Origin of the sequence: Yoonia maritima, assembly GCF_003003285.1 — a bacterium.
Taxonomy (GTDB): Bacteria; Pseudomonadota; Alphaproteobacteria; order Rhodobacterales; family Rhodobacteraceae; genus Yoonia; species Yoonia maritima.
In genome coordinates, this window is the sequence record NZ_PVTP01000004.1 from 131,324 (window position 1) to 157,612 (window position 26,289).

At 54.2% G+C, this 26,289-nt stretch carries 29 protein-coding genes; 15 read left to right on the top strand and 14 right to left on the bottom strand.

Going from position 1 to position 26,289, the window contains the following annotated elements:
- Window positions 1-15: 15 nt before the first annotated feature.
- The 7 genes from CLV80_RS07265 (at window position 16) to CLV80_RS07295 (ending at window position 6,607) form a co-directional block, all read left to right on the top strand.
- Window positions 16-897: an ABC transporter permease subunit gene (locus CLV80_RS07265; RefSeq protein ID WP_106356425.1), complete on the top strand. Its 882-nt coding sequence runs from the start codon at window positions 16-18 to the stop codon at window positions 895-897.
- A 10-nt stretch (window positions 898-907) separates the two neighbouring features.
- Window positions 908-1,783, top strand: coding sequence for a sn-glycerol-3-phosphate ABC transporter permease UgpE (gene ugpE / locus CLV80_RS07270; protein WP_106356427.1), 876 nt, complete (start codon window positions 908-910; stop codon window positions 1,781-1,783).
- A 10-nt stretch (window positions 1,784-1,793) separates the two neighbouring features.
- A complete protein-coding gene (gene ugpC, locus CLV80_RS07275; protein WP_106356429.1) occupies window positions 1,794-2,831 on the top strand; it encodes a sn-glycerol-3-phosphate ABC transporter ATP-binding protein UgpC in 1,038 nt (345 codons plus the stop codon).
- Entirely contained in the window at window positions 2,828-3,826 is a 999-nt protein-coding gene (locus CLV80_RS07280) for an endonuclease/exonuclease/phosphatase family protein (protein WP_106356431.1), read from the top strand. Before ugpC ends, CLV80_RS07280 begins: the two co-directional genes overlap by 4 nt.
- A 202-nt stretch (window positions 3,827-4,028) precedes the next feature.
- On the top strand, window positions 4,029-4,667 hold the full coding sequence (locus CLV80_RS07285; RefSeq protein ID WP_106356433.1) for a sugar transferase: 639 nt from the start codon (window positions 4,029-4,031) through the stop codon (window positions 4,665-4,667).
- A 92-nt stretch (window positions 4,668-4,759) separates the two neighbouring features.
- Window positions 4,760-5,017 carry a spike base protein, RCAP_Rcc01079 family gene (locus CLV80_RS07290; RefSeq protein ID WP_106356435.1) on the top strand — a complete coding sequence of 86 codons (258 nt, stop codon included), beginning with the start codon at window positions 4,760-4,762 and terminating at the stop codon, window positions 5,015-5,017.
- Between the two features lie 3 nt (window positions 5,018-5,020).
- Window positions 5,021-6,607, top strand: coding sequence for a hypothetical protein (locus CLV80_RS07295; RefSeq protein ID WP_106356437.1), 1,587 nt, complete (start codon window positions 5,021-5,023; stop codon window positions 6,605-6,607).
- Between the two features lie 37 nt (window positions 6,608-6,644).
- On the opposite strand, the gene CLV80_RS07300 is transcribed toward CLV80_RS07295, so the two are convergent.
- Window positions 6,645-8,486 carry a GumC family protein gene (locus CLV80_RS07300; RefSeq protein ID WP_106356439.1) on the bottom strand — a complete coding sequence of 614 codons (1,842 nt, stop codon included), beginning with the start codon at window positions 8,484-8,486 and terminating at the stop codon, window positions 6,645-6,647.
- Window positions 8,487-8,620: 134 nt separating this feature from the next.
- On the opposite strand from CLV80_RS07300, the gene CLV80_RS07305 reads away from it, so the two are divergent.
- The 7 genes from CLV80_RS07305 to CLV80_RS07335 are packed head-to-tail and all read left to right on the top strand — an operon-like array spanning window position 8,621 to window position 15,008.
- Window positions 8,621-9,844: a lipopolysaccharide biosynthesis protein gene (locus CLV80_RS07305; RefSeq protein ID WP_106356442.1), complete on the top strand. Its 1,224-nt coding sequence runs from the start codon at window positions 8,621-8,623 to the stop codon at window positions 9,842-9,844.
- Window positions 9,829-11,160 carry an oligosaccharide repeat unit polymerase gene (locus tag CLV80_RS07310; RefSeq protein WP_106356444.1) on the top strand — a complete coding sequence of 444 codons (1,332 nt, stop codon included), beginning with the start codon at window positions 9,829-9,831 and terminating at the stop codon, window positions 11,158-11,160. Before CLV80_RS07305 ends, CLV80_RS07310 begins: the two co-directional genes overlap by 16 nt.
- Window positions 11,150-11,734, top strand: a complete 585-nt coding sequence (locus CLV80_RS07315) for an acyltransferase (RefSeq protein ID WP_106356446.1) — start codon at window positions 11,150-11,152, stop codon at window positions 11,732-11,734. The genes CLV80_RS07310 and CLV80_RS07315 overlap by 11 nt, the downstream gene beginning before the upstream one ends.
- Window positions 11,731-12,846: a glycosyltransferase gene (locus CLV80_RS07320; RefSeq protein ID WP_106356448.1), complete on the top strand. Its 1,116-nt coding sequence runs from the start codon at window positions 11,731-11,733 to the stop codon at window positions 12,844-12,846. The genes CLV80_RS07315 and CLV80_RS07320 overlap by 4 nt, the downstream gene beginning before the upstream one ends.
- Complete coding sequence (locus CLV80_RS07325; RefSeq protein WP_106356450.1) at window positions 12,843-13,388, top strand: LbetaH domain-containing protein; 546 nt, start codon at window positions 12,843-12,845, stop codon at window positions 13,386-13,388. Before CLV80_RS07320 ends, CLV80_RS07325 begins: the two co-directional genes overlap by 4 nt.
- Entirely contained in the window at window positions 13,381-14,262 is an 882-nt protein-coding gene (locus CLV80_RS07330) for a glycosyltransferase family 2 protein (RefSeq protein ID WP_106356452.1), read from the top strand. The genes CLV80_RS07325 and CLV80_RS07330 overlap by 8 nt, the downstream gene beginning before the upstream one ends.
- Complete coding sequence (locus tag CLV80_RS07335; RefSeq protein ID WP_106356454.1) at window positions 14,259-15,008, top strand: glycosyltransferase family 2 protein; 750 nt, start codon at window positions 14,259-14,261, stop codon at window positions 15,006-15,008. The genes CLV80_RS07330 and CLV80_RS07335 overlap by 4 nt, the downstream gene beginning before the upstream one ends.
- Here the strand turns inward: CLV80_RS07335 and CLV80_RS07340 are convergent.
- The 12 genes from CLV80_RS07340 to CLV80_RS07395 form a co-directional block, all read right to left on the bottom strand.
- On the bottom strand, window positions 14,999-15,940 hold the full coding sequence (locus CLV80_RS07340) for a phosphatidate cytidylyltransferase (protein ID WP_106356457.1): 942 nt from the start codon (window positions 15,938-15,940) through the stop codon (window positions 14,999-15,001). The genes CLV80_RS07335 and CLV80_RS07340 overlap by 10 nt on opposite strands.
- A complete protein-coding gene (locus tag CLV80_RS07345; protein ID WP_106356460.1) occupies window positions 15,937-16,578 on the bottom strand; it encodes a lysophospholipid acyltransferase family protein in 642 nt (213 codons plus the stop codon). The genes CLV80_RS07340 and CLV80_RS07345 overlap by 4 nt, the downstream gene beginning before the upstream one ends.
- An 83-nt stretch (window positions 16,579-16,661) precedes the next feature.
- On the bottom strand, window positions 16,662-16,940 hold the full coding sequence (locus tag CLV80_RS07350; RefSeq protein ID WP_106356462.1) for a YiaA/YiaB family inner membrane protein: 279 nt from the start codon (window positions 16,938-16,940) through the stop codon (window positions 16,662-16,664).
- Between the two features lie 36 nt (window positions 16,941-16,976).
- The gene (locus CLV80_RS07355; protein ID WP_106356465.1) at window positions 16,977-17,657 is read right to left on the bottom strand and encodes a PspA/IM30 family protein; all 681 of its coding nucleotides are present in this window, start codon (window positions 17,655-17,657) and stop codon (window positions 16,977-16,979) included.
- A 101-nt stretch (window positions 17,658-17,758) separates the two neighbouring features.
- On the bottom strand, window positions 17,759-18,355 hold the full coding sequence (locus CLV80_RS07360; protein ID WP_106356468.1) for a TetR/AcrR family transcriptional regulator: 597 nt from the start codon (window positions 18,353-18,355) through the stop codon (window positions 17,759-17,761).
- Window positions 18,356-18,422: 67 nt separating this feature from the next.
- The gene (locus tag CLV80_RS07365) at window positions 18,423-19,640 is read right to left on the bottom strand and encodes a TCR/Tet family MFS transporter (RefSeq protein ID WP_106356470.1); all 1,218 of its coding nucleotides are present in this window, start codon (window positions 19,638-19,640) and stop codon (window positions 18,423-18,425) included.
- Between the two features lie 49 nt (window positions 19,641-19,689).
- Entirely contained in the window at window positions 19,690-20,388 is a 699-nt protein-coding gene (locus tag CLV80_RS07370; protein ID WP_106356473.1) for an alpha/beta fold hydrolase, read from the bottom strand.
- Window positions 20,381-21,178 (bottom strand): 3-oxoadipate enol-lactonase, encoded by a 798-nt coding sequence (gene pcaD / locus CLV80_RS07375; RefSeq protein ID WP_106356475.1) that lies wholly within the window; start codon window positions 21,176-21,178, stop codon window positions 20,381-20,383. The genes CLV80_RS07370 and pcaD overlap by 8 nt, the downstream gene beginning before the upstream one ends.
- Entirely contained in the window at window positions 21,171-22,370 is a 1,200-nt protein-coding gene (locus tag CLV80_RS07380; protein ID WP_106356478.1) for an endonuclease/exonuclease/phosphatase family protein, read from the bottom strand. The genes pcaD and CLV80_RS07380 overlap by 8 nt, the downstream gene beginning before the upstream one ends.
- A complete protein-coding gene (locus CLV80_RS07385; RefSeq protein ID WP_106356480.1) occupies window positions 22,367-23,329 on the bottom strand; it encodes a threonine ammonia-lyase in 963 nt (320 codons plus the stop codon). The genes CLV80_RS07380 and CLV80_RS07385 overlap by 4 nt, the downstream gene beginning before the upstream one ends.
- A complete protein-coding gene (locus CLV80_RS07390; protein WP_106356482.1) occupies window positions 23,326-24,144 on the bottom strand; it encodes an alpha/beta fold hydrolase in 819 nt (272 codons plus the stop codon). The genes CLV80_RS07385 and CLV80_RS07390 overlap by 4 nt, the downstream gene beginning before the upstream one ends.
- Complete coding sequence (locus tag CLV80_RS07395; protein ID WP_106356484.1) at window positions 24,144-24,821, bottom strand: haloacid dehalogenase type II; 678 nt, start codon at window positions 24,819-24,821, stop codon at window positions 24,144-24,146. The genes CLV80_RS07390 and CLV80_RS07395 overlap by 1 nt, the downstream gene beginning before the upstream one ends.
- Window positions 24,822-24,945: 124 nt before the next feature.
- Between CLV80_RS07395 and CLV80_RS07400 the strand changes: the two genes are divergently transcribed.
- On the top strand, window positions 24,946-25,380 hold the full coding sequence (locus CLV80_RS07400; RefSeq protein ID WP_106356486.1) for an FKBP-type peptidyl-prolyl cis-trans isomerase: 435 nt from the start codon (window positions 24,946-24,948) through the stop codon (window positions 25,378-25,380).
- A gap of 91 nt (window positions 25,381-25,471) precedes the next feature.
- Here the strand turns inward: CLV80_RS07400 and CLV80_RS07405 are convergent, their stop codons facing one another.
- A complete protein-coding gene (locus CLV80_RS07405) occupies window positions 25,472-26,287 on the bottom strand; it encodes an enoyl-ACP reductase FabI (protein ID WP_106356488.1) in 816 nt (271 codons plus the stop codon).
- Between the last annotated feature and the right edge of the window lie 2 nt (window positions 26,288-26,289).

Genomic DNA, 26,289 nt, shown 5'->3' on the forward strand with positions numbered 1-26,289 from the left:
TATCAGGAACACGACATGAAGCGCGCGGCGTTCTCGCAGCCATTGATGCCTGTGGCACTATTGATGCCCCAGTTGATTATCATCGCTGTGTTTTTCTATTGGCCCGCATGGGAGGCGATCTATTCGTCGTTTTTCTTGCAGGATCCTTTTGGGTTTGGGTCCAACTACGTGGGGGCTGACAACTATACCCGGCTTGCCAAATCATCCGAGTACGGCAAGGTCGCGGGGTTCACGCTGTTCTTTACTGTCGTCGTGACATTCCTATCGCTGGGCATTGCGTTGTTGCTGGCTGTGAAGGCCGACAAGGTTATCCGTGGCGCGAAGACATACCGCACATTGCTGATGTGGGTTTATGCTGTTGCTCCGCCGGTGGCCGGGTTTTTGGGTGGTTTGCTGTTTGATCAAAACATCGGACCAATCACTGACCTGTTCGCGTTCTTTGGCTACAATCTGCAAATCGGTTTGAACTACAACGATACCGCGTTTGCGATGATTGTTGTGTCGGTTTGGAAGCAGATACCGGTCAACTTTATCTTCCTGTTGTCTGGTTTGCAGTCCATCCCTGTCGCCGTGCGCGAGGCCGCGCTGATTGACAACAAATCGGGTACCCGCAGGTTTTGGGATATTACCTTTCCTTTGTTGGCGCCGACCGCGTTCTTTTTGCTGATCATTAACATTACCTATGCGCTGTTCGATACCTTTGGGGTCATCGACATCATGGTCAAAGGTAACCCTGCATCGAACCCAATTACGCTTGTTTACAAGGTCTATACCGATGGGTTCCGGGGCAATGATTTGGGTGGGTCGTCTGCGCAATCGGTTGTCTTGATGGTCCTTGTTCTGCTGCTGACCGTTATGCAGTTCCGCATGCTTGAACGCCGCATCCATTATACCTGAGAGCAGACATATGACGAAGATAACGCGTAACAAAAAGCCCATTCGCCTGAACGACATCGTAGACCACGCGATCTTGATCTTGGGTGGTTTGCTGATGCTTTTCCCGGTTTATCTGGCCTTTACCACGACCAGCCATGACAACATCACGCTGTCCCGCGAAGGGCTGCAGTTCGGGTTTGGCGATCAGATGGGCCATAATTTCTATGCCGCCATGTTTGAAAAAGGCGGCTTTAGCGAACAGATTGATGGCACTACAATGCTCATGAATTCGCTGATCCTCGGGATCGGATTCGCGGTTGGCAAGATCGTCCTGTCGATGGCGGCTGCCTATGCGATCGTTTACTTCCGCCTGCGCTTTGCGACCTTTGCGTTTTGGGTGATCTTTACGACAATCCTTCTCCCGCTTGAGGTGCGCATTTTACCGTCTTACGAGGTGGTCACGGGGCTAGGCATGGCTAATACCTATGGTGGGTTGATCGTGCCGCTGTTGGCATCCGCGACTGGCACGTTCTTTTTCAGGCAGTTCTTTTTGTCCGTCCCCGAAGAATTAGTCGAGGCCGCACGCATTGATGGGGCAGGGCCCGGCAAGTTCTTTATCGATATTCTGGTTCCGCTGTCGCGCACCATGATCGCTGCGATTTTCATCATCATGTTTGTGTACGGATGGAACCAATACTTGTGGCCGACCCTGATCACCACCGACGAGGGCCTGTTCACACTGGTGCGTGGCATCAAGCAGATCACGCAGTCGATCTACGAAGGTAACCAAATCCCCGAATACGGTCAGGCTTGGGCGCTTGCCATCATCGCAATGTTGCCGCCCGTCGTGATCGTGATCTTTTTCCAAAGCTGGTTCGTTAAGGGCCTCGTTGAATCCGAGAAATAGGAAGACCAAGATGGCAACCGTAAGCGTTACCGATATTTCGAAAACTTATCCTAATGGGGCGCAGGCGGTGCGTCCTGCCAGCTTTGACATTGCAGATGGCGAATTGATTGTGCTGGTTGGCCCATCGGGCTGCGGCAAATCAACATTGCTGCGTATGGTCGCAGGACTAGAGGATATCACGACCGGGGACCTGCGCATTGGTGACCGTGTGGTGAATGATCTCGATCCGGCGGAACGTGACATCGCGATGGTGTTCCAGAACTACGCGCTTTACCCGCATATGACCGTGGCTAAGAATATGGCCTATGGTTTGAAAAACCGTGGTGCATCTAAGGATGAGATCGCTGCAAAAGTAACCGAAGCCGCCGAGATGCTGAGCCTGACGCCATTGCTTGATCGTCGTCCGAGCCAGCTGTCTGGTGGTCAGCGTCAGCGTGTTGCAATGGGCCGTGCGATTGTGCGTGATCCTGCGCTATTCTTGTTTGATGAGCCACTGTCGAACCTTGATGCAAAGCTGCGCCATCAGATGCGTGTGGAAATCCGTAATCTGCAGCGACGCCTGAATGTCACCGCTATGTATGTGACCCATGATCAGGTTGAAGCGATGACAATGGCGGACCGGATTTTTGTGTTGAATGCTGGCGGGATTGAGCAAATCGGCACCCCTTCGGAAATATACCGCAAGCCGGCTTCTACGTTTGTTGCATCGTTTATGGGTGCGCCTCCGATGAACTTGCTGAATGGCAAGGCGGATGGTGGCAAGGTTCATATTGGCGAAAGCGCTGTGCCAATGCCTTGTGCGGACGGTTCCGTATTGCTGGGTATTCGGCCCGAAGAAGTCGCGGTTTCGCAGATGGGGACTATTCCGTTTAAGCTAACCCTGATCGAAGAACTGGGTGCGAGCCGTCTTTTGCATGGCACGGTTGCGGGGCAAGATTTCGTGGTGAATGCGCCAAATGATGACACGGCTTTGGCCGAAGAACTGATGCTGGAGTTCCCAGCGAATGCTTTGCATTTGTTCGATGCGGAGACAGGGAAACGCTTATGACTAAGACTGTCGCGAAGCTGCCCTTGGTGACTGAGACACAGCGCGATCAAATCTTAAGCGCACTACCGACGCCAGAGGCACATCGCGCGCTAATGCATCAGATCCCTGCGATGTCGTTGATCGAAACAGGAGGCCATGCGGCTGATACGTTGGAGGGGCCTGTGACGGTTGCTGCGTGGAACCTTGAACGTTGCTTGTTTCCCAAAGCGAGCGCCGATCATCTGCGTCCATTCGCGCCCGACGTGGTGTTGGTGTCCGAGGCCGACAAAGGCATGGCGCGCACTGGTCAACGCAATACCATGGCTGACATGGCGAGCCATTTGGGGATGGCCTATGCTTACGGTGTCGAATTCCACGAGCTCGATCTAGGTGGTGCAACAGAGCGCAGCTTTTGCACTGATGACTATAACACCGAGGGTTGGCACGGGAATGCGATTTTATCGCGTGCCCCGTTTGAACGTTTAGAATTGATCCGACTAGATGATCATGGGCATTGGTTTGTACCAGATCAAAACGCAGGCGATCCCGGGCAGCCACGGGTCGGTGGGCGTATGGCCATTGCCGCAGTGATTAAGGTGGATGGAACAGAGGTTTGTTTTGTATCAACCCATTTAGAAAGCAATGCTGATGCCCCACATCGGAATATGCAGATGATGCGATTACTTGACGCGATCGACGATTTTGCACCGGGCATGCCGGTTGTCATCGGTGGCGATCTGAACACGGGCAACCACATGCCGCCGGACTTTAGCTGGGAAGATGAGACGCTTTTCGATACCGCGCGAGAGCGAGGATACAGTTGGGATGCGAATGCGCCGGGGTTTACGACGCGTCCAAGTCTGATCACCCCGCATCCTGATCGCACAATGAAATTGGACTGGTTTTGCAGCCGTGGCGTTACGGGTGCCAACGCCCAAATACTGCCAAGTCTCGATCCAACGGGGCGGCCATTGTCGGACCATGATGCCGTGCTGGCGCAGTTTACGCTGCCCTAACGTCATCGCCTTAGGATGAGGCCGATTTGATTAATCGCGCATGGGGTGTGTTCGTTAATGAAAATAGTCCTAAAAAACGCTACCTCTTTAAAACTAAACATTTTTTGTTCGAAATATTAAGCTATCGTTAACCTTGCTCTCTCAGATTCATTAACCAATGACGTAACGGTCCGCGTGGCCATTATTGGTGACGGTAACGAGAATGTTCGATTTTCATAACGATACGGTTTTTCAGGGTTACATTAGCACAAAGCAATCGTTGTCACAGCCGTGGCAGAAGTTGCTTTTCGACAAATGTGTTGCCTTACTTTTGTTGGTCCCTCTTATGGTCTTTGCGGCGGTGCTGGTCGTATTGAACCCATTCGTGAACGCAGGGCCATTGATATTTGTGCAACGGCGTATGGGGCAGGATTGTCTTCCGTTTGACGTGATCAAATTCCGTACGATGCGTCCGGCTCCTGTGGTGCGTGGCGCATTTGATCCGCTTGATGTGGACCGTGTTACAAGGCTTGGTCGTTTACTGCGAAAAACCAGAGTTGATGAGCTGCCACAGATCATCAATGTCCTTCGAGGAGAGATGAGCCTAATTGGCCCGCGTCCTGATTGCTATGACCATGCCCGCGTGTATCTGCGCGATATTCCCGGCTATGCCGCGCGCCACCGTGTACTGCCGGGGATCAGTGGGTATGCACAGACTGAGCTGGGCTATATCGACAGCATTGGTGCAGTGCATCGCAAAGTGGCGGCGGATTTGTACTACATTGCGAATGCGAGCTTTCGCTTTGATATGCGGATTGCCTGGCGGACGTTGATTGTTGTGTTGGCCCGGCGCGGGGCCTAAGCCGCTGTTGCGTTGGTCTGCGTACGCTGGCCCAATTAATTCCTAAGCAAGCGTCACTAGGGATGGAGTGTCTTTTTAACTGGAGCATTCCCATGTCTGACCCATTCGATTCTGATTACGTCAATCTGACTTCACCCGCTGTATCCCATTTCGAAATCGTCCCTGATGATACCGTTGATTTGCCGGTGCGCCCGCGGGCGATTTTCGTCAATGTTGGTGGAGCAGCTGTATTGCAGGACAAAGATGGCGTGGCGGTTAGCTATGATCTGACTGCCGGTTCTGTGCTAAGTATCCGCCCGTTACGTGTGTTGGTCACTGGTACGACCGCCCAACTGGTTGCGTGGTACTAACGCATGATCGGTCTAGAGATTTCGCCCGGCTACACGCGCGCCGGGCGCCCGCAGCCATTGGCTGCATTTTTTGCACCCGGTGGTGGGCAGCGTGTTGCCCTTGCCGATGGGCCGTCGGGGTCGTTGTCTGTCTGGACCGAAGTTGCGCCGCATTTTGCGGCCTGTTTGCGTCTGGATGCGAATGACCCGGGAACGCGATTTTCTTGGCGCGAAACGTTAATGATGGAACTACGTAACATCTATACTGTGGCTGATTTGCAGTTATCGGGGGCCTGGTCACAGTTGCAGTCGTCGGGGTCTGGTTTGCAAGCGAGCTACACCGGGAACCGTGCGATTAGTACATCTTCGGCTGCTGCAAGGGCGGATGTTACGGTTGTTCGCGAACAGGCTTATGACTTGTGGATTTATTATACGGGGCGCACCAATGGTGGATATTGTCGCGTTGATATTGATGGTAGTCAGTCATTGGTCAATGAAATCGACGACCCGGAAACCCTAGGTTTTAAAGCTTTTTCGACCTATGCATCGTCTGACTTGACCCGGCGCCAAGCGGTGAAAGTGGCAAGTGGACTAACGGGGCGTCATGATATTTCTGTTACCAATGGCGGCACTGCCACGCCCGGTGGCAACGCAATCATGATCGAGGCTGTCGCTATTAGTGGGTCATTGGATGACGACCGCATTCTACCGCCGCCGTGGGCACCACAGACCGATTATGCAATGGGTGACGAAGTGCAGCATGGTGGTGTTTTCTATACCGCCCGAGCGACAGCGAGTAGCGGCACCACCGGGCCAACACATCTGGGCGGTATTGCGTCAGACGGCGCAATGGATTGGCGTGCTGACAATCGGCCAACATACCCGGCATTCGTCGCGATTGATTATGCGTCCGAGCGCGAATACGCGGCGGAGTTTGCCGTGGATGACAACACAACCGATCTTGGTGGGCAAACCCACGGGAATGAGAGCTTAATCTCGCGGTCTATAAATCTGGATGGGGTTGAATGGGTGCCTGGGCAAAACATGAGTAGCCTGTCCGTTGGTCGTCAAATTTCGGTCACGGAAAACACCACTTGGCACCGATCAGAAGGCGGCGACATCGGAGAGTGCCAACTGAAGCGCACCATTGATCCGGGTGAAATTCGTCACGATGTTACGTTGATTGGCACCGGGGCAACTGCGGACTTTGCTTGGATATATGCTGGCATGGTACCGTTGGTGCGTTGGGACGGGGAAACAAAGTCGGACGTCTTTACTACAGTCGAAGCTGCTGGACACCCGTCTGTGGTTTTGGACGACCATAACGGCGTTAACCCTGCCAACATCGTTTGCGAAGGGGCTTCGCGTGTTGGTTTGACAGGACAGTTTAGCGGTAATGTCATGACCTATGGGCATGAAGCGGGGACGTTGCCCGTTTCAACCGTCGTGTTTGATCAATTCGACACGATCTTGCGGCCCAATATAAATGCGTCATCCGCAAGCGGCGCGAATGATTGGATGGCCAAAGCCTATGCGTCGACAGGTGCGTTTCAGTTTTCGACAGGTGACACGTTAGGGTTTTTTAACCGGCATGTACTGAGCGTCAAATAAACCGTGGTTGCAGTGTGTTGGGCACTGCAGCCATATCCTAGGATAGCACAATTTCCACAACGTTGCTGTGGCTCGCGATCAGCGTGTCGTGGGCCGCAACTGCATCGCGCGTCAGGGTCCTGTTTTGGCGTAGGTTGAGTAAAACGATGTCTGCGAACTGCGCCAAGATGCGTGTGTTTGCTTTGAGAATAACAGGTGGAGCATTCACAATGATATAGTCATAGTTTGCCCGCGCGTTGCTTATGAACGGTTTAAACGCGTCACTGCTGAACAGATCTGCCAAGGCTGCCTGCGGACCTAGTGAGTCGATGGTATCAATAGCCAGCACAGGGTGCGATATGACCGCGCTAGATAGGTTAGTAGCGCCCGAAACTACGTCAAAAAGTGCGACCGACGCAGGGGGCGTGCGAAGTTGCGAAACCGCGTTAATAATCAAAACAGATTTCTGTAACCGAGCAAGAGCTGTTGCGAGCGCTATTGTAACAGTTGTTTGGTCTTCGTCGTGACGACAGGAGGTTGTTAAAATAACTTTGTTGTCGCCGTGTTGGTTGCTGATTAACACGGCTGTACGAAGCTGATTGGCAGCATCAAGCAACAAGCTACTTTTGCATTCTTCAAATTCCTCAGGCAATTGCTGGGGTTTTGTACGGGGGAATTGTGTGATGACTGGCGCGGGGATGACGTTTTCTATGGTATCCACGTTGACGAACCGCTGTTGTCTGAACAGCACAATTGCGATCCCAATAGCAGTGCCGAGCATCGCTGCGATAGCAAGGATGAGCATTTTGCGCGGTGCGACGTGCTGTCCGTTTCCGGCTGGTGATAAAATGCGCCCGCTTGGACTATTTAGTCCGCGACGCATTTGGGTGTCTTGCAGTTGCGCCAGTAGGGTTGTGTAGAGAACACGTGTAATTTCTGTTTCGCGGCTTATCTGTTGCAGCGTCACGAACCCTTCTGATTGGGTTGAGATTTGCGCGCCAATTTGGTCGCGGTAGGTTTCAAGAGCTTGGATCTGCACTGACATTTGGTCTGCGTTTTCAGGGTGCAGTGCAAGGTTACGCCTTGCTTCGGTTATCTGTTTATCCGTTTCCGTCGCTTGCCTGCTAAGTGTATCAAGCACCGTATTGTCTCGCATTTGTCCATCCGTCACCAGAGCATTGATCGCGGATTCTTGTGTCTGCAACTTTTCTCGAAGTTCCGCGACGCGGTCGGCCAATCTAACGATAACGGCGTCGGTTTCCGACGTGTTGGCGGCGATCTGGCTAAATAGATATGCATCTGCCACGGCATCGGCGATCAGGCGGGATTTTGACACGCTGCTGGTGGTCGCCGTAATTTCCAGGATGTAGGTTCCGCGTTTGGGATTGGAAGTTAGTAATTTGGCTAAGTTTTCGATTGTCTTCGCCAAAATGGCCTGATTGTCAGGTGGAACATCTGATATACCGCTTAGAAACGCACGCGTGCGATTGCGAATGCCTGCTATCGACCAAGGCGCGATAGGTGTCAGGTACCGGTTGAATTCGGGATCGTCTAACAAATCCAAGTCTATCACTACCTGCCTCAGGATATGTTCTGACCGCAAGATTGCGGCTTGTGTGTTTAGTCGTGCAGGATCAACGCCAAATGACGCTTGCTCTGAGACATTATTATGTGATGGTTCGATTTGTATTGTTGTGGTCGCCGCATATTGCGGCTGCGCGATCGCAAATGCGTAGTAGCTTGCCAAAATCAGGGCGCTGATTGTGCCCAGCGCAATCATCCATTTTCCGCGCCATAGCCCACGAAACAGCGCTGTAACATCGAATGGTCGGATGGGGTGTATGCTGTGAATGTGCATATCCAAAAGTTCACGCGGCACATCTGCATGTCGTTTAGTCATTATTATTGTGCCTTCGGCGTAATTGATCCGCAGATATATGGGCACATCAGGGTTAACCAAAAATTAATCTCAATGAACGAATGCTTAGGGTGACGCCCATAGTGGGAACATGAAAAAGGATGGTCCGCAGTTTCATGGTCACTACACAAATCAGTAAAATAATTACCATGCAGGCCTTGGGTCCGATGGTGTTGCGCGGTGCCATCGTTGGAATTAATTTCGCGGTGATGATTGGGCTGGCAACGGTGCTTGGGCTCGCTGCATTTGGTGAACTCGCTTTGATCTGGGGGGCGGCGTTGGTCGCCGCACCGATCATATCAGTGGGCGCACCACTGTTAATGTTGCGCGCGTTAACCGATGGCGACGGTATGTCCGTAAAAGCGGTAATGCTTCAGGTGATTATCGTGCCCGCCGCATTGGCGGTTCTGTCAGGCACCGTTGCCATCGCAATATGGCCGACTTTGCCGTGGTTCTCGATACTGCTGTGCGCGTTTTGGATTAACTTCGCAAGCTGCTTAGCAAGCGCAATGCGTGCGCTGGGCAGTGTGAACCTATCAATGGCCCTAAGGGATTGCGGTCCGCAAATTGCGTTAGCGATAGCTGCTATGTTCATGCGCGATGGGCAGATACTTGTTTTAGCGGCTTTCTGCATAGGGTGCATCGCGTTGCCGCTATCGATCTGGGCGTTTCGGTCCGCAGATCGTCTAAACATCATTGGACGGCATCATGCCAGCCCAGTGCCGTCGGTATCGCTTTGGGGCACATCCGTATTAGGCGTAGGGCTTGCCCAAATTGATATTATCGTTGGAGGCGCACTGTTATCGCCTACGCAGATCGGGCTATATGCAGTGCTGCGGCGTGTCGCTAATCTGGTTGCCTTACCGGTTAGCGTTGCAACATGGGTTAGCGCAAATGACGTATCAAAGTCTTATGGGGCGGGTGATACGATCATGCTCCAACGTGCAAGCCGGGGTGGAAGCCAGATCGCATTTTTCGCTGGGTTGATCTTGTTTTTATGCGGATTATGTTCTTTGGCTTGGGTCGCACCCGACGGGCAATTTGTGTTTTTCATTTTGCTGTGTTGTGCATTTATTCAGGTTGTTTTTGCTTCCGGGCTAACGGTGGCGACGCTATGCGGGCTTGCCAAATTTGCAGCGCTTACACGTGGCTTTAGCATTCTTGTCTATAGTGGTTGCGCTGCGTTTGTCGTTGGCCCCGTCTCAAATGCGGGTGCATATCTGCTGGCCACTAGCCTAGGCAGCTTGGCCTTATGGGCCATTGTTCGTCAGCAAAGGCATATCGACACGTCGGCGTGGTCCTTGCGCAGTCGACCGGAGGCGCAATGGAAACCGTCTTAGTCATATTGCTCGCGGTGATGTGTACTGCTTTGCCGTTTGCGATTGGGCAACGATGTGGTGCGGTGCGTCTTGTTTCTCCGATGCATTTGCTAAGCTATTTTTGCGGTTTTGGCTTTTTGCTAAAAATTGTTGTTTATAGCTTTGCCCCGGATTTCGCGTTTTATCAGCAATTTGATCCGAAACCGTGGGCCGTATTGAACGGGGCGATATATCTTAGCCTGTTCATTCTGTTGACGTGCGTTGGCTATGTGATTGCGTTCCGCCCGGTTCAGCGCGCACAGTTTGAAGCGTGGATTGTGGCTGCGCAAATCGCGCGGCGCGGTTGGCTGTTTGTTTCGGCATTTGGATTTGCCCTTTTGACATTTGCGTTGATTTTGCGGGCGCGTGGTGTCGGGGCATTTGATGCATCGTTTATCGCAGGGCTGAACAGTGCCAAGCAAATCAACGTTAATGCCGATGGTGTCGGTGCGACATTGGCGGGGATCAAGACGTTCTTTGCCGTTCCTAAATTCGCCTTTGTGTTGTTGCTGTCCAACGGAATCACATTGCGATCAGGGCGCGTGCTAGCAGCGGCTGGCGCACTTGGTGGGTTGTTAGTCTTGATCGCATTGGTGTCAGGTGATCGATTTGAGTTGGTCGAATTGTTGGTTTTCGCCCTTGCGACCTATCTGATCCTTGGAGGGCGGATCGCTGGCAAAGCGTTGTTTGTCGGTGGCGTGGCCATTGCTGGGTTGGTCGTCGTTTCAGCCTATATGACGCAGCTCAGGACTGCAGATGCATCGTTGCTGGCTCAGATTGTTGGGTCCACATATTTCCTAGATGTTAACGCGGCCATTATGGTCGCTGACCGGGTTGGGATCGGTCAATTGCTACTTGGTGAAAGCTATACATGGTGGAGCTTTGGTTGGGTTCCGCGTGCGATTTGGACCGAAAAGCCTGCGATTGATTTAGGCGTGTTTTTTAAGCGCGACATTATGCAAATTTATACGGGCGGCGCGTTTAATGTGACCGGTCCTGGCGAGGCGTTTATCAACTTTGGATGGGGCGGGGTTGGCGTTGGTTTCGTTCTAGGCTGGACATATCGCAAGATCGAAGTGGTTTTGCTGAACCCCATGAACGTGCTGCGATATGGGTCATTTTTGTTCTATCCGATCCTGTTTTATCCGTTTGTGCAGGCGACACTACAGTCATCTTTTAGTGCCTTTGTCGTCGGCGCAGCCGTGCAATTCATAATTTTGACGCTGATGTTGACGCTGTTTGTGACCCGTTTTGCGGTTCACATGCCAATGGGTTTGAGGACGCACCATGCGACGTAACCTAATTGCCGTCACCTATTGGGCTTGTCGGGCTATCGCGGCGCTCTATCGCCGTGTTGGCATGGCTGCCGCAACATTGATGCACCGCGCGACTTTGAAAGGCGTCGGTAAAGGTAGCCGCTTTCAATTGGGTGTACGGTTTGCCGACCCGAATGTCGTAACCGTTGGTCGAGATTGCTATTTTTGGCGGGGCTGTGATGTGTCGTCTGAACGCCGCAATGCTCAGCTGAACATCGGGGACCAAGTTCAAATCAACCGGGATGTCCATTTGGATATTACGGGCGGGTTGCGGATTGGTGATGGAGTGACTCTCTCTGAGGATGCCGTGGTTTACACGCATGATCATGGCTTGGATCCGCATTCCACTGCAATGGCGCTACCTAAAACGATCGAAGCTGATGTATGGATCGGAATGCGTGCGGTGATCTTACCACAGTGCCAAAATATCGGGCGCGGGGCCGTCATTGGCGCGGGCTCGATTGTGACCCGCGATGTGCCTGCCTGTGCCGTGGTTGCCGGAAATCCGGCGCGGCCGATTAGGCAGCGCCTTCCGGTGGCGCAGGAGGTGGCATGAATATCCTACACGTCACGCCGTCATTCTTTCCGGCGACATATTGGGGTGGTCCGATTTGGTCGACCAAAGCCATTTGCGACGGGATCAATGCCTTGCCCCAAATGTCCGTTCGGGTCTTAACCACCGACGCGGCAAGCCCCAAACGCGGTGATCTCGTTGCGCTTGCCGCGCTACCATATCCGGTCCATTATGCACGACGGATCGCGGGACATAGCATTTCGCCTGGGCTGCTGGCACAGCTTCCAAAGGCAATCGATTGGGCTGATGTTGTGCATCTGACTGGCACCTATAGTTTTCCGACGTTGCCGACGATGGCCCTTGCGCGGCTAAAGCGTAAACCTGTTGTCTGGTCGCCGCGCGGGGCGTTGCAGGCGACAGCTGAATGGGGTGACGCGCCACGTCGGGGGACAAAGGGGCAGTTTGAACGTGCTGCGCAATTGCTGCGATCTGATCGCGTGGTGCTGCACGTGACTAGTCAAGCCGAAGCCGACCTGAGTGTGACCCGGCTTAAGGGTATTGAAACAGCGCTGATCCCGAATTCCGTTGAAATTCCGCCGTTGCTGCCAAAAGTACCGAGCGACAATATTCGCCTGATCTATTTGGGGCGCATTCATCCCAAAAAGGGAATTGAGCAGCTGCTTGATGCGATGGCGCAGCTTCCAGATCATGTCACGCTTGATATTTTTGGAACTGGCGCGCCGGAAGATGTGGCGCAAGTGAAGTCCCGCTGCACGCCGCGTATTCAGATGCATGGCCATGCTGATACGGCTGCAAAGGCCAAGGCTTTTGCGAACGCAGACCTGTTCGTCCTGCCAAGTCATTCAGAGAACTTTGGGATCTCAGTGGCCGAGGCATTGGCCCATGGCGTACCTGTTTTGACGACAACTGGCACACCTTGGCAGGCGCTTGATGCAAAAGGATGTGGGCGGTGCATAGACCTGCACCGCGCTGATCTCGCCGATGAAATACAGGCGCTGATGAAATGCGATCTGCCTGCGATGGGTGCGAAGGGGCGCAAATGGATGGCACGGGATTTCTCGTCCGAAGTTATGACGCAACGCTTTGCGCAACTCTATGCCAGCCTCGCGGTGAAGCATGAGGCATCATCTTGACCTCGCGTGTTGACGTAAGCGCCAATCGGCGTGAGCGCAAATATGACCGCCGTACCCAAGCAAGGCGTGTCGCGTGGGCGCTGTGTTCGCTGATTTTCCGATGCATTCCTCGACCTTGTTGGGCGTTACGCGTCTGGCTGCTGCGTCTATTTGGGGCGCAGATTGGGCGGGGTGTGCATATCTACCCAAGTGTTCGGATCACGATGCCTTGGAATTTGTGCATAGGGGATCAGGCCGCAGTTGGTGACCATGCGATCCTTTATGCGTTGGGCGAAATCCAGATCGGAGCACGTGCAACGGTGTCGCAATATGCGCATCTATGTGCGGGTAGCCACGATACACGTGATCTGGCACGCCCGCTGATGACCCCGTCAATTTGCATTGGCCAAGACGCTTGGGTTTGCGCCGATGCGTTTGTCGGGCCGGGTGTGCGTATTGGAAAGGGCGCGATTTTAGGAGCGCGCGCGGTTGCTATGAAGGACCTACCGGAAGGGAAGGTCGGTGTCGGTAATCCGATGGTGGTGCAGGCAAAACATGACTGACCTGACCGTCATAATTCTTTGCAAGGATGAGGCGCTCCATATCGAACGCGCCGTCGCGTCGGTGCGTGGCATCGCGACACGAGTGCTGGTGGTCGATAGTGGATCAACGGACGATACTGTCGCGCGTGCGCGTGATGCGGGGGCAGAGGTTTTGTTTCACCCGTGGACGACCCACGCGCAGCAATTCAACTGGGCACTCGATCAGGTCAAGGGGCAGGGCGGTTGGGTGCTGAGGCTTGATGCGGATGAATTTGTGACGCCAGCATTGGCAGATGAAATCGCTGCCGGTTTGCCCGAAGTCGAAGGGCTATATCTGCGACGCAGCATGCGGTTCTTGGGTCAGGATGTCCGCTATGGCGGTGTGTTTCCGATCCGTATTCTTCGCCTGTTCCGAAACGGCGCTGGGCGAGCCGAAGATCGATGGATGGATGAACATATTGTCGTCAACGGGGTGACTGCCGACCTGAAGTGGGTGATCGTAGATGACAATCGTAAGCCGCTCGATTGGTGGATCAATAAACATAATGCTTATGCTAGCCGAGAAGTGATCGACATCCTAAACCGCGAGCATTCGGGGGCGGCCCCGTTGGCCAACGGTGGCGCAAAGCGTTGGATCAAAGACAATATCTACGCCCACCTTCCCGGTGGCTTTCGCGCAGGTGCTTATTTCTTTTACCGTTATGTCTTGCGCCTTGGGTTTTTGGATGGGCCGCCGGCCCGGTCATTCCATGTGCTGCAAGGGTTTTGGTACCGCTACCTTGTTGACGCAAAATTGGCTGAGGTCCGGCGGTATATGGATGAAACCGGCGGCACACCTGATGAGGCAATAAAGGCTGTGTTGGGGATCGAATTGCAAGAAGAACCCAGCCCATGAAGATATCCGTTGTCACCGCTGTGATGAATGGGGCCGATACCCTTCCACGCGCGATCAAGAGCCTACGAGAGCAGACCTATGGAAATGTCGAACATATCGTCCAAGATGGTGGGTCAACTGACGGGACGCTCGAATTTCTGCGGGATCATGACCACACGAACATGGCGGTCGTGTCTGCAAAAGATGCCGGGATCTACGATGCGATAAACACAGGGATTTCGCGTGCAACGGGCGATGTGATTGGCTTACTGCATGCGGATGACCAGTTGGCGAGTGCCGATACCCTCGAACAGGTGGCCCGCGCGATGCGTGATCCAGAGATCGACGGCGTTTATGGTGATCTACAATATATCGGGCAGGGTGACCCCGCGCCGATTGTTCGTCATTGGAAAGCTGGATCGTATGCGCGCAGCCGCCTGAAATGGGGATGGATGCCGCCACACCCCACGCTTTATCTACGGCGCGAGGTGTTTGAGCGACTGGGCGTGTACGACACCAGCTTTCGAATATCTGGCGATTACGATGCTATGCTGCGGTATCTGGTCCGGGGTAATATCCGGTTGGCCTACATTCCGCAGGTCATGGTGCGCATGCAGGTAGGGGGCGCAAGCAATCGATCGCTTTCTCAGATGATGCGTAAAAGCCGTGAGGACTATCGCGCGATCCGCCGCCATCGGGTCGGTGGTGTTGGCACGCTAATCGCAAAAAACCTGTCGAAGTTACCCCAGTTTTTCAATCATCCGTAAAAGAACCGGACAAGGTGGTAAAAGATCGGCGCGGCGAAAATCACGCTGTCCAACTGATCTACAAATCCGCCTTGGCCGGGGATAAGGTGCGACCAGTCTTTCACGCCGCGATCACGTTTTATCGCTGCAAAGACCAAGCTGCCCAGCATCCCCACCAATGACGCGGCACCGGCAAGCGCCACGGCGCCGAACAAACCGAATGGGGTGATCCAGCTTAGCAGTGCGCCAGTCAGCATTGCAGCCAAGACGCCACAGGTGACGCCTTCCCATGTCTTGGGGGATAGGCCAGGTGCGATTTTGCGGCGTCCGATACGGCGTCCAAAGAAGTATTCGAGCAGGTCGCCAAACTGTACGACCATGACTAAAAACGCGATCATCAGGACTGCGCGATCACTGTTCGCGGTGACTTCGAGGTTGATCAGCGCAGGCACGTGGCTGACGCAAAAGACGGCGATCATCAGGCCCCACTGGGTTTCTGCAACACGGATCAGGAATTTCTCGGAATTTCCGCGTAGGGCCGACACGATTGGTAGTAGTAAGAACGCGTATACAGGGATGAACACCGTATACATGCCTGTCCATCCCATCCCGACAAAGACGTATTGCAGTGGCAGTACGACAAAGAACGCGAGCGCGAGCGAGATGTGATCGGCCTGAGCTTTGGTCGTGAGGGTCAAGAATTCGCGAAGGGCTGCGAAAGAGCAAAAGGCGAACAGCACCATGACACCCAGTTTACCGACCAGCAGCGCTGTTCCGACAAAGGCGACCATGCCCCACCAGCTTTGGATGCGAGTCATGTAGGTTTCGAGTACTGGGTTTTGCGTGCCGGGTTCTTGGCGGGCGCGTAGGACCTCACCTAAAAACGTCAGTGCGATCAGGATGCCAAAGCTACCAAAGGCAAGCAGCAGAATATCAACGGTTGTGTTGCTCATGACTGCACCTCGGGGGCGAGCGATGACAACGCATTTGCGGCGCGCTCTAGAAATGCGTCTTTGGTTTCGCCGTCTTCCACGTGAATTGGCGCGCCAAAGGTAACGGTGCAGATCAAGGGCAGGGGGATGACCTCGCCTTTGGGCATGATCGTGTTTAGGTTCGCGACCCAAGTCGGCACAAGGTCAACATCTGGCCGGGCGACGCCCATATTATACAATCCTGCTTTGAACGGCAGCAGCGGGTCGTCTGTCATGTTGCGGTTGCCTTCCGGAAAGATGATCAGCGATGATCCTTCGTCCAGTGCCGCGATAATCTTGTCCATTGGTTTGTCTTTTACTTCGGGGCGGCGGTCGACCAACACGCAGTTGAAAACTTCGGGGCCGACAAAGGCGCGCAGCTTGTTTTTCAACCAGTAGTCAGCAGCGGCGACTGGGCGGACCTCGCGGCGCAATGCGGGGGGCAGTGAGGCCCAGATCATGGGCATGTCGCCGTTGCTTGTGTGGTTTGCAAAATAGACGCGCTGGCGCGGGACCGGTTCAATCCCTTGCCAATCAGCACGCACTGCTGTGATCGCGCGTGCAAAGATCCGGATGGCGTGGCCCACGATGCGGGCTGCGAAGTGACGTAGAAATTTCATGGAACCAACCTTGGCGGATGTCAGCGATTTTGCAAAGGAAAATACCCTGCCTACAGTCGACTGCGGGCAGGGCGTTGGCTGTCTTAGATGCTTTCGCCGACGTAATCGGACAGAAGCTTTTCGTTCTTGGCGTCTTCGATACGCTGTACGCGGTCTTCGGACATTTTTTCGTCAAAGCGGTATTTGACAAAGTTGACCAAAGCGAGCGTCAGCATCATCACCGACATTGCCCAAAAACCTTTGGTGGATAGGGGGACTTCGGTGGATAGCCAAAGTGAAATACCAAGCATCCCATATGCGACGGCAACACCGGCACCATTCACAAACATAATCAGCGAGTTATCAGATTTCATACGAGCCATTTTTCTATTCCTTCAATTCTTGTATTTTAATTTGGGTTATTTTTTAGCGGACTTCAGTCGCGCCAGAACATCGTCAGCCGTTGATCGCGTCGCAGAACCAAATCCTGCGTCGGACATGCGGTCGGTGATATTGTCGCCATCAAGGTCACGGTTGATGTCAGCCAGAATTTCACTGCGTTCAAATGGATCATCGCCACCTAACACGCGTTGTATCAATTCTTCGGCCTCTTCGACGCTACCGTGGCTGGCGCCTGTTTTGACCATCTGCATCTGGATCGTCTGTTCACGGCGCACGGCACGGGCTTGGATAGCACCTTGCTTGAGGTCGATGATGCGGCGGTGGCCGCTTTCAATGGATGACCGCAGCCGGATTACCTTTTGTTCAAGGCGGTTCAGCGTTTCCGTACGTACGGTCAATTCATTTTCCATCGTGGCGATAGCGCGGGCTGCTTCTGCGGCCATATCTTCGCGGTCACTATCGAGCGCCTCTTTTGCGCGCTTCGTAAGGTCAGCAATGCGTGACTCTAGTGCGCCGTGTTGTTTTTCTTCGGCGCGTTGGCGCTGGATCAAGCTGGCAAGCGTTGATTTCGCTGCGCGCAGGCTGCTTTCGGATTCACGAATTTTCTGGTCGATCAGTTCGATCGCAAAGGCATCACGTACCCGATCTTCGGCACGTGCGTTCTGTCCGTTGATTAACGTCGCTAGTGTCTTGAACATCGCTTTCTTCCTTTCATTCAGCGCGTGAACGCTGTTCATGAATTATTGATAGCGAGGTTGTATTTTTGAATCAAGAATAAAATTGAACAATGTTCACATTTTTAGGGATTGCTTGTGAATTGCCTTAAAATAAGGGCAATCATCTTATCAATATCGTCGGATGGTACACCCGCGCTTGCGCCATCTAGTCCCAAAAGAACAATACCATGGACGGATGAAAACAATGCACGCGTCAAAAGAGCCAGTTCTTGCGGATCTCGATTCGGGAAAACGACGGCCAGCGGATCAGAGATATAGGCGAATAGCTGGCCCATTTCGTGAAGGTACCAATCGGGGGCGGCTTCACCGGGGGCGCGTTCGACATCGAACAGGGCACGCCAGCTATGCAAATTCGCTGCTGCAAACTGGTGATAGGCCTGCGCCATTACCACAAGCTGTTCGATGGGGTCTTGGGGCGCATCAGCAAGCGCCGCCGCCACATCGGCGCCCAATCGATGGAAGGTCCGCGCATTCACAGCCAGCACAATATCGGTCAGATCACCAAAGACGTTATAGATGGCGCCCAAGGCACAGCCTGCGTCAGAAGCAAGATCACGTGCCCGCAACGCGCTTAGGCCATCTGACGCGATCCGCTTTTCTGCGATGATGATTAGATTGTCGCGCAATGCCGCGCGGCGCTCTGCTACTTTACCAGCCATGCCTACCCCCTATTGAACGGGGTTCATAATAGCAGCGTTAAGGCGCCAAGAAAACCCCGACTGGTGGTTACGATGCCCGGCTTTTCTGCGGGCGCGGCGTTTGGACGAAGACCATAATGCATCCGATGGTAAGTAGCGCCGACACCAAGAAGGGTGCGCCGGGCATATAGAACGGCGACCGGTCGCTGGTGAAATAATAGAATGTCTGCGTCACGATCAGCGGTGCAATGATCGTCGCGACCGCGGCAATCGACGCAATTAGGCCTTGTAGCTCGCCTTGTTGGTCATCGGATGCTGTGCGCGCCATGATCCCGTGTAGGGCTGGTCCAGCGATTGACCCCAGCGCGGTCAGCGGGATGAGTGCCAATGCGACCCATCCGTTCGTGATGAACCCCAAGATACCAAACGCAAGCGTATCAATCCCAAGTCCAAGGATGACGGCACGTCGTTCACCGATCCGATCCAGCAGCGGTTTCATCAAAAAGCCCTGAACAATCGCAATGCCGATCCCAAAGATACCCAGCGACAGCCCGATCATGCCCGGACCCCAGCCAAATCGTGCGACTCCGAAATAGGCCCAGACGCCGGGATAGACGAAAAACGCAATCGTATAGACAAAGTGGATCAGCATTAGCCGCTTGAGCCCGGGCAGCCGTCCAATGTTCTTGAAAGCGCCCAGTGGATTGGCGCGACGCCATTCGAACTTGCGCCGAATGCGGTCGGTTACGGTCTCGGGTAGTACAAAATAGCCAAAGATAGCATTTGCACCAGCAAGAACGGCAGCGGCCCAAAATGGCGCGCGCGTTCCGAATTCGGCCAGAACCCCGCCAAGCATAGGCCCAAACACAAAGCCAATTCCAAAGGCTGCGCCAATGCGGCCAAAATTGACGGCCTTTTCGGCAGGCGTAGAGATATCTGCGACATAGGCCGCTGCGGTTGATTGCGTGGCGGCCGTGATGCCACCGATGATGCGCCCAATGACAAGCAGCCAGATCGTGCCAGCAACCGCCATAAGCACGTAATCAAGCGACATGAAGACCAGTGACCACAGCAAAACAGGGCGTCGCCCAAAACGGTCCGAAATGTTGCCTACGGTCGGGCTGAACAGGAACTGCATCGCGGCAAAGATCGTGGTGAGGATACCACCCCAAACAGCGGCCATTCCCAGATCGTGGCCTTCGACCTCTTGGATCAGGTCGGGCATGACGGGCAGGATCAGCCCGATACCCATGCTGTCGATCACCACGGTAATCAGAATGAACGTAAGCGGCAGACGGTTTTGCATGCCGGATAGGATTAGGCGGAACAGGTCCGTTTGCAAGCTTTGTTTGCGACTAACCCGCTGCGGCGATCAGCTGCTCGGCGAGTGCTTTGGGGCTGGATAGAAATGGTGAATGCGATGTTGCCATTTCGGTGACTGTGCCCTGCGGCCAATCCTCTGTCATAGTGACCTGAAAAGCAGGTGGGATTGTCCGGTCATCGGTGCAGCGAATGTAGTGGCGCGGAAGGTTATGTGCCGATGATAGCGGGGTTTCCTGCGGCAAAATCGGTTGTGGGCCAAGTTTGCTAACCGCCCATTCAGCACGTTCTGGTTCTACGTCGTGGTAGAACTTTGCGACAGCTTGCGTTGGATCGACGGAAAACGTTACCCGGTCTTCGTCGACGATAATCGCATCAAGCAGTGGCTGGCTGGGTGCCATACGCCGCATGTCAGCAAGCGACTTACAATCCATCGGAACATAGGCGCACAGATAGATCAGCTTGCTGATCTTGTCGGGTGCGAGGTTCGCTGCAGCCGTAATCGGGTAACCCGCCATCGAGTGCCCGACCAAAACGACCGGCGTATCAATCGCATCGACAATGGCTTTCGCATATAGGTCAAGCGTCACATCGCCCGCAGGCGTCATGTCAGCGCCGTGAGACGGCAAATCAATCGCCCGCGCTTTGTGACCTGCAGCAATGAGATGAGGGATCACATCATCCCAACACCATGCCCCGTGACATGATCCATGGATCAACAAAAATTCAGGCATGGCCGGTGTCCTTAATGAACTGATTCAAAAGGTTAGCATAGCCTTCTGGGTCTTCGGCGCAAGGAAGGTGCCCAACGCGGCGCATCAGTGCAAATTGGGATCCGGGGATCAGGTCGATCGTTTCACGCACCAAATCGGGCGGTGTGGCGCCATCCTCTGATCCTGCGATGCCAAGCGTGGGGATGCGTAGCCCGCTTGTTGGCGTGTAGAAATCAGTGCCGGCGATAGCGGCGCAAATGCCAGTGTAACCTTCAACCGGGGTGGCGGTCAGCATGTCGCGCCACTGTTTCACGGCAGGCGATGCGTTGAAGGCCCGCGAAAACCAGCGCTTCATCACCTCATCGGCCATTGCATCCAAGCCGTGTTTGCGGATGGCGTCGATACGATCTTGCCATAGCTTTTTGTTGCCGATCTTGGCTGCTGTGTTGGATAGGACAAGCGCGCGGATCATATCAGGGCGCTTCACCGCAAGCCCTTGGGCAACCATGCCACCCACCGATAGCCCAACAAATAATGCGTCGCGGACATTTAGAGCGTCACAAACGGCCGCGGCATCGCTGACCAGCTGGCCCATGGTGTAAGGGGCATCCGGCACCTCAGATTGCCCGTGTCCGCGCATGTCATAGCGGATGACCCTGCATTCTGCGGGCAACAGCGGCACAATGGCATCCCAAAGGCGCAGGTCGGTTCCCAACGAATTGGCAAAGACAATGGCCGGACCAGTAGCGGGGCCATCGCTGACCACATGTAGCTTAACGTCGTCCCGAACGACTTGCGTCGTTTCAGGCATCAGGATCGCCAAGCACCATATGCGCCATGATCTGACCGTGGTCGGACGCAAGTTTGTTATAAGGCGCCTCTGGATGGGACCCATCCGTCAAGTGGTCATTCAGCGCGCTGAAGTATTCCATTTCGCCGATCTTGCCGGGATATTCCGGATGGAAATGACGGGACATCAGGATTTGGTCGATGCTTTCAAACACACCGCCAAAGGCCGAAGTGTAAACCATGTCACGTAGCGATTTGCGCACGAAAAGCTTTTCCGCCGAGAACAGACGCACCTTGCTGATCTTCTCTTGGATGATCTCGTTATCTTCGTCGGAATAGCGGTCACGCTTTGTCTTGGCATCGTGGCGGCGCATCCAAGCGTAGTTCTTAAACGGGGCCTCACCAGTGATGATCTCGGACGATACGGCGGTTTCGCTATCGTTAAAGTCACCCAGAACCATGACAGGGTGCCCAGCCTCTAGTTCATCAAGGATCGCTTTGCGTAGGACCCAAGCCTCGGCCATACGACGTAGCGCTGCGCGCAATGAACCCATAGCGCGGGTTGCAGGATCATAGTTCACCAGATCAGCGGCAGGCGGGAAGGGCGCACCAGCAGGGCGGGGCAATTCGCCCAGCTTGGATTTAAGGTGGCAGTTGAACACCGTAACCACGGAATCGCCGATTGGAATACGGACCTTTAGGATCGGTCGGCTGAGCCGTTTGATTTGATAGCTGCCGCCATCTGTTCCGTCGATATCGCTAAATGGAATATCAAGCGGTTCGGGCAGGTCTTGGATCACCTCTGGTAAACCGACAAAGCCAAACCGCGACAGGATCGCAACGCCGGGCCGACGTTCGCCCGGCCCCCCGTCAAAGCTGTTAGGGGCATAAGCGAGCGCGGATTCCGTATAGGGCTCATAGGCCAGCTTGCGGAAAATCGCTTTGCGGGCGTAGCGTTTAGAGCGATCGGGGATGTTCGCGGCATTCGCGGCCAGTCCCAGCTCATCGGTTTCGATCACAACATCGCGTAGTGAATTTTCGCTAAAGATTTCTTGAAAGCCGACGATATCAGCGTTCATCGTCAGCAGTTGGTCGGCCAGCCAAGCGCGTTTCCAAGCGTATTCTTCTGGAGTGTATTCTTCGAAACGATAGTATTCCTGTTCGGGTTCGATCAGGTTTTTGACGTTGAAACTGGCGATCGTAAAGCGGGTCATGCAAGCGTATCCAATGCGCGTTTAAAGATGGCGGGGTCTACGTTACCACCTGTGGCAACCGCGACAACCGCGTCACTGGTAAATTCGTCTGGATGATAAAGTGCTGCAGCAAGGGCCACGGCCCCACCCGGTTCGATAACGATCTTAAGCCGATCAAAGGCAACGCCCATCGCACGCAGACATTCGTCTTCGGTGACGACCACGCCGGGACCGCAATGGGCCTGCATGATCGGAAAGGTGATATTGCCCGGTTGAGGGGTGATGATGGCATCGCAGATCGACCCGTCTAGCTGGGCATTGCGTTCAATCGTGCCACTGGCAAGCGACCGGGTGACATCGTCGAAACCCTCGGGCTCTGCCGGACGGACGCACAGACCGGGCGCATCAGCGGCCAGCGCAAGCGCGATACCAGAAGTCAAACCGCCGCCGCCACAACAGACCATCACGTCGGCGTTTAGATCGCCAAGCTCTTGCGCGATCTCAAGACCACAGGTGCCTTGGCCCGCGATCACAAGCGGTTCGTCAAATGGCTTAATCAGTGTCAGGCCGCGTTCGGCGGCCAACTTTGCACCAAGCGCGTCACGGTCCTCGGTCGCGCGATCATACAGCACGACCTCGGCACCCAATGCGCGGGTGTTGGCGATTTTAATCGCTGGGGCGTTTGAAGGCATTATGATCACTGCGGGCGCACCATGTTCGCGGGCAGCGAGTGCGATGCCTTGCGCGTGGTTGCCGCTAGAAAACGCGATCACACCTGATTTCAATTCATTGTCCGAAAGCGCAGACACTGCTGACCACCCACCGCGAAACTTGAACGAACCCGTGTGTTGCAGGCACTCGGCCTTCACGAAGACCCGCCTGCCGGCGATCTCGTCCAGAAATGGCGAAGTCAGAATTGGTGTCCGCCGCGCGTGCCCTTCCAACCGTTTTGCCGCTGCACGGATCATGTCAATATTCATTTCATTTTCTCCAGCCAAGCGAGTAGCGCAGTGAGTGATTGAGGCTCGTCCAAGAATGGAACATGCCCGCGACCGGGAACATCTGTGCGGATCATATCTGGGCGGCGGCGTGCCATTTCGTCTGCTGTTGCAGGGGCAAGCAGGTCCGAATTGGCACCACGTATCAATGCCAACGGCAGGTCTGCGGTGGCGTCGAATAAAGGCCAAAGGTCGGGCAGGGGTTCGGCCCCCGCGGCAAGGATCGCGTCACGTAATTTTGGGTCATACCTAATAACCAAGCCTTGCGGCGTCTCTTGATAGTGACCTTGTACCTCGGCCAACCAGCGCGACATGGGCACGCCCTCAAACTGAGTCCACATGCGTGCACGGGCATCCGCTGCCTGCGCATATGTCTTTTGAACCGGATTTCGTCCGACATAATCCATGATTGATGTCAGGCCCTCTGATTGGAGTTCTGGGCCAATATCATTCAACGCGACACCAAGCAGTCGGTCTTTGGACGTCGCAGCAAGGGTCATACCAATGAACCCACCGCGCGAAGTCCCAAGCACCGCAGCTTTCTCGATTCCAAGATGATCCATCAGCGTCAGGACATCCGTTGCCTCATGTTCTATGGTATAAGTGGCGGGATCAGCCCAAGCAGATTGACCGCGCCCGCGATAATCAGGGCGGATCAAACGTGTGGGCCAGCGGGGTGCAATATGGTCAAAATCTGCGCCGTTACGGGTTAACCCCGCAAGCGCGATCACCGGCAATCCCGCGCCTTCGTCTGTGTAATGTAGGGTCAATCCGTCTTTCGAAGTGTAGTATGGCATCAGATGAGCTCCGGTATTGCAGTCAGGTCTGAAACAACATGATGCGGTGCCGCATATAGCCGATCTACAGGTGCACCAGCGCGGTTGACCCACGCCGTTTGAAACCCATAGCCAGCTGCACCAGCCGCATCCCAACCATTTGAGGACACAAATAAAACTGAATCTTTTACGCACCCAAATCGGGCGCCAACCATATCGTAGACCCGATCAGATGGTTTGAAAACACCAACGTCCTCGACAGATAGTGTGTCGTCCAAAAAACGACCAATTTTTGCAGATGTCACGGCAGCGTTTAACATTGCAGGGCTACCGTTCGATAGGATCGCGGTGTTTATGCCGCGTGACTTAAGCGTTTCTAAGATCGTAGGGGCTTCGGGGTAGGCTGGCAATTCCCAATACAGTTCCAACAAACGCGCGCGGGTGCCAGGGTTTGTGACGTGGTTCGCTTCTAATGCCCAATCTAATCCGTCTTGGGTAAGCTGCCAAAAATCGCAGTGTCGCCCTGCCACTGCACGTAGCCAGCTGTACTCTAGTTGTTTCGCACGCCAATCACGGGCAATTGCAGGCCAAACATTGGCCAAGTCAGTATGGTTCGGTTCGGCAGCTGCCGCTTGGGCCGCCGCGGTCACATCAAACAACGTGCCGTAGGCGTCAAAAACACAGGTCGTTATGGTCATGCTATCCTCCGCTTTTTGCATCGTGGCACGGGTCTTACACAACGGAAAGGGGAAAGCGGTTTGCAACTCGTGGGGTGGGCAGGTAGCTTGTGAAAATCTTAAATAACTAACGAAAGAATGTTCAATGAGCCAAGCAAAATCAGGCGATACAGTTCGCATCCACTACACAGGTACACTGAAATCAGGTGAGACCTTTGATAGTTCGGACGGACGTGACCCGTTGGAATTTGTTGTTGGATCTGGACAGATCATTCCCGGTCTTGATGTCGCAATTCCGGGCATGGTTGTTGGCGATAAAAAAACGGTCGAAATTGCATGTGCGGACGCATATGGCGAAACGAATTCAGAGGCGCGTCAATCCGTGCCGCGCGGTGAAATACCTGATAACATCCCGCTTGAAATTGGCACTCAACTACAGATGCAAACGCCCCAAGGCCAAATGGTGCATGTGACCGTTGCAGAAGTGACAGACGCCGAAGTCACGCTGGACGCCAACCACCCACTTGCAGGTAAAGACTTAATCTTCGCAATCGAAATGGTTGGCATTGACGCGGCTTAAGCCTCGTTGAGTTAGTCAAAAAGCCCGCTCACCAATATCAGGTGAGCGGGCTTTTTTATTGCTTGTGAGGGCTGGCAACAAAATGCGCGCCTTACTTGGTTTTATCAGCGACCGGCATGACCAAGTTATCTGGCTGCGGCATTCCTAGCACGTGGAAGCCGCCATCAACGCGGATGATCTCTCCGGAAGTGAATGCCCCGGCTTCTGACGCCAAATAGACAGCAGTGCCGCCTACGGCCTCAAGCGTTGCGTTTTCACGCATTGGCGCATTTTGCTCGGTGTGTTTGAATGTCCGGCGTGCGCCTGCAATCGCAGCACCGGCCAGTGTTTTCATCGGGCCGGGGCTGATCGCATTGACGCGGATGCGTTGTGGGCCAAGGTCATTGGCCAAGTAACGCGTTGCGCTTTCGAGCGCTGCTTTGGCCACGCCCATGACATTGTAGAACGGCGTCACACGGTTCGCACCTTGATAGGTCAGCGTCAAAAGCGTTCCGCCATCGGGCATCAACTCTGCTGCGCGTTTTGCAACATCGATGAACGAATAACACGAAATCGTCAGCGAGTTTTGGAAGTTCGCGCGGCTTGTGTCTGTGAACCGCCCGGCCAATTCATTCTTGTCTGAATAGGCAATCGCGTGAACGACAAAATCCAGCTTACCCCATTTTTCTTTGAGCAAGGCAAATGCGGTATCCATGCTGGCGTCGTCCGTGACGTCCACATCAACAAGGATGTCAGAACCAACCGAAGCAGCTAGCGGCTCTAGCCGTTTGCCGAATGCTTCGCCTTGGTAGGTGAACGCGAGTTCTGCGCCTGCCTCTGACATCGCTTTGGCGATACCCCAAGCAATTGACCGTTCGTTCGCGACGCCCATAATCAGGCCGCGTTTGCCCTGCAAAGAAATTGTCATGC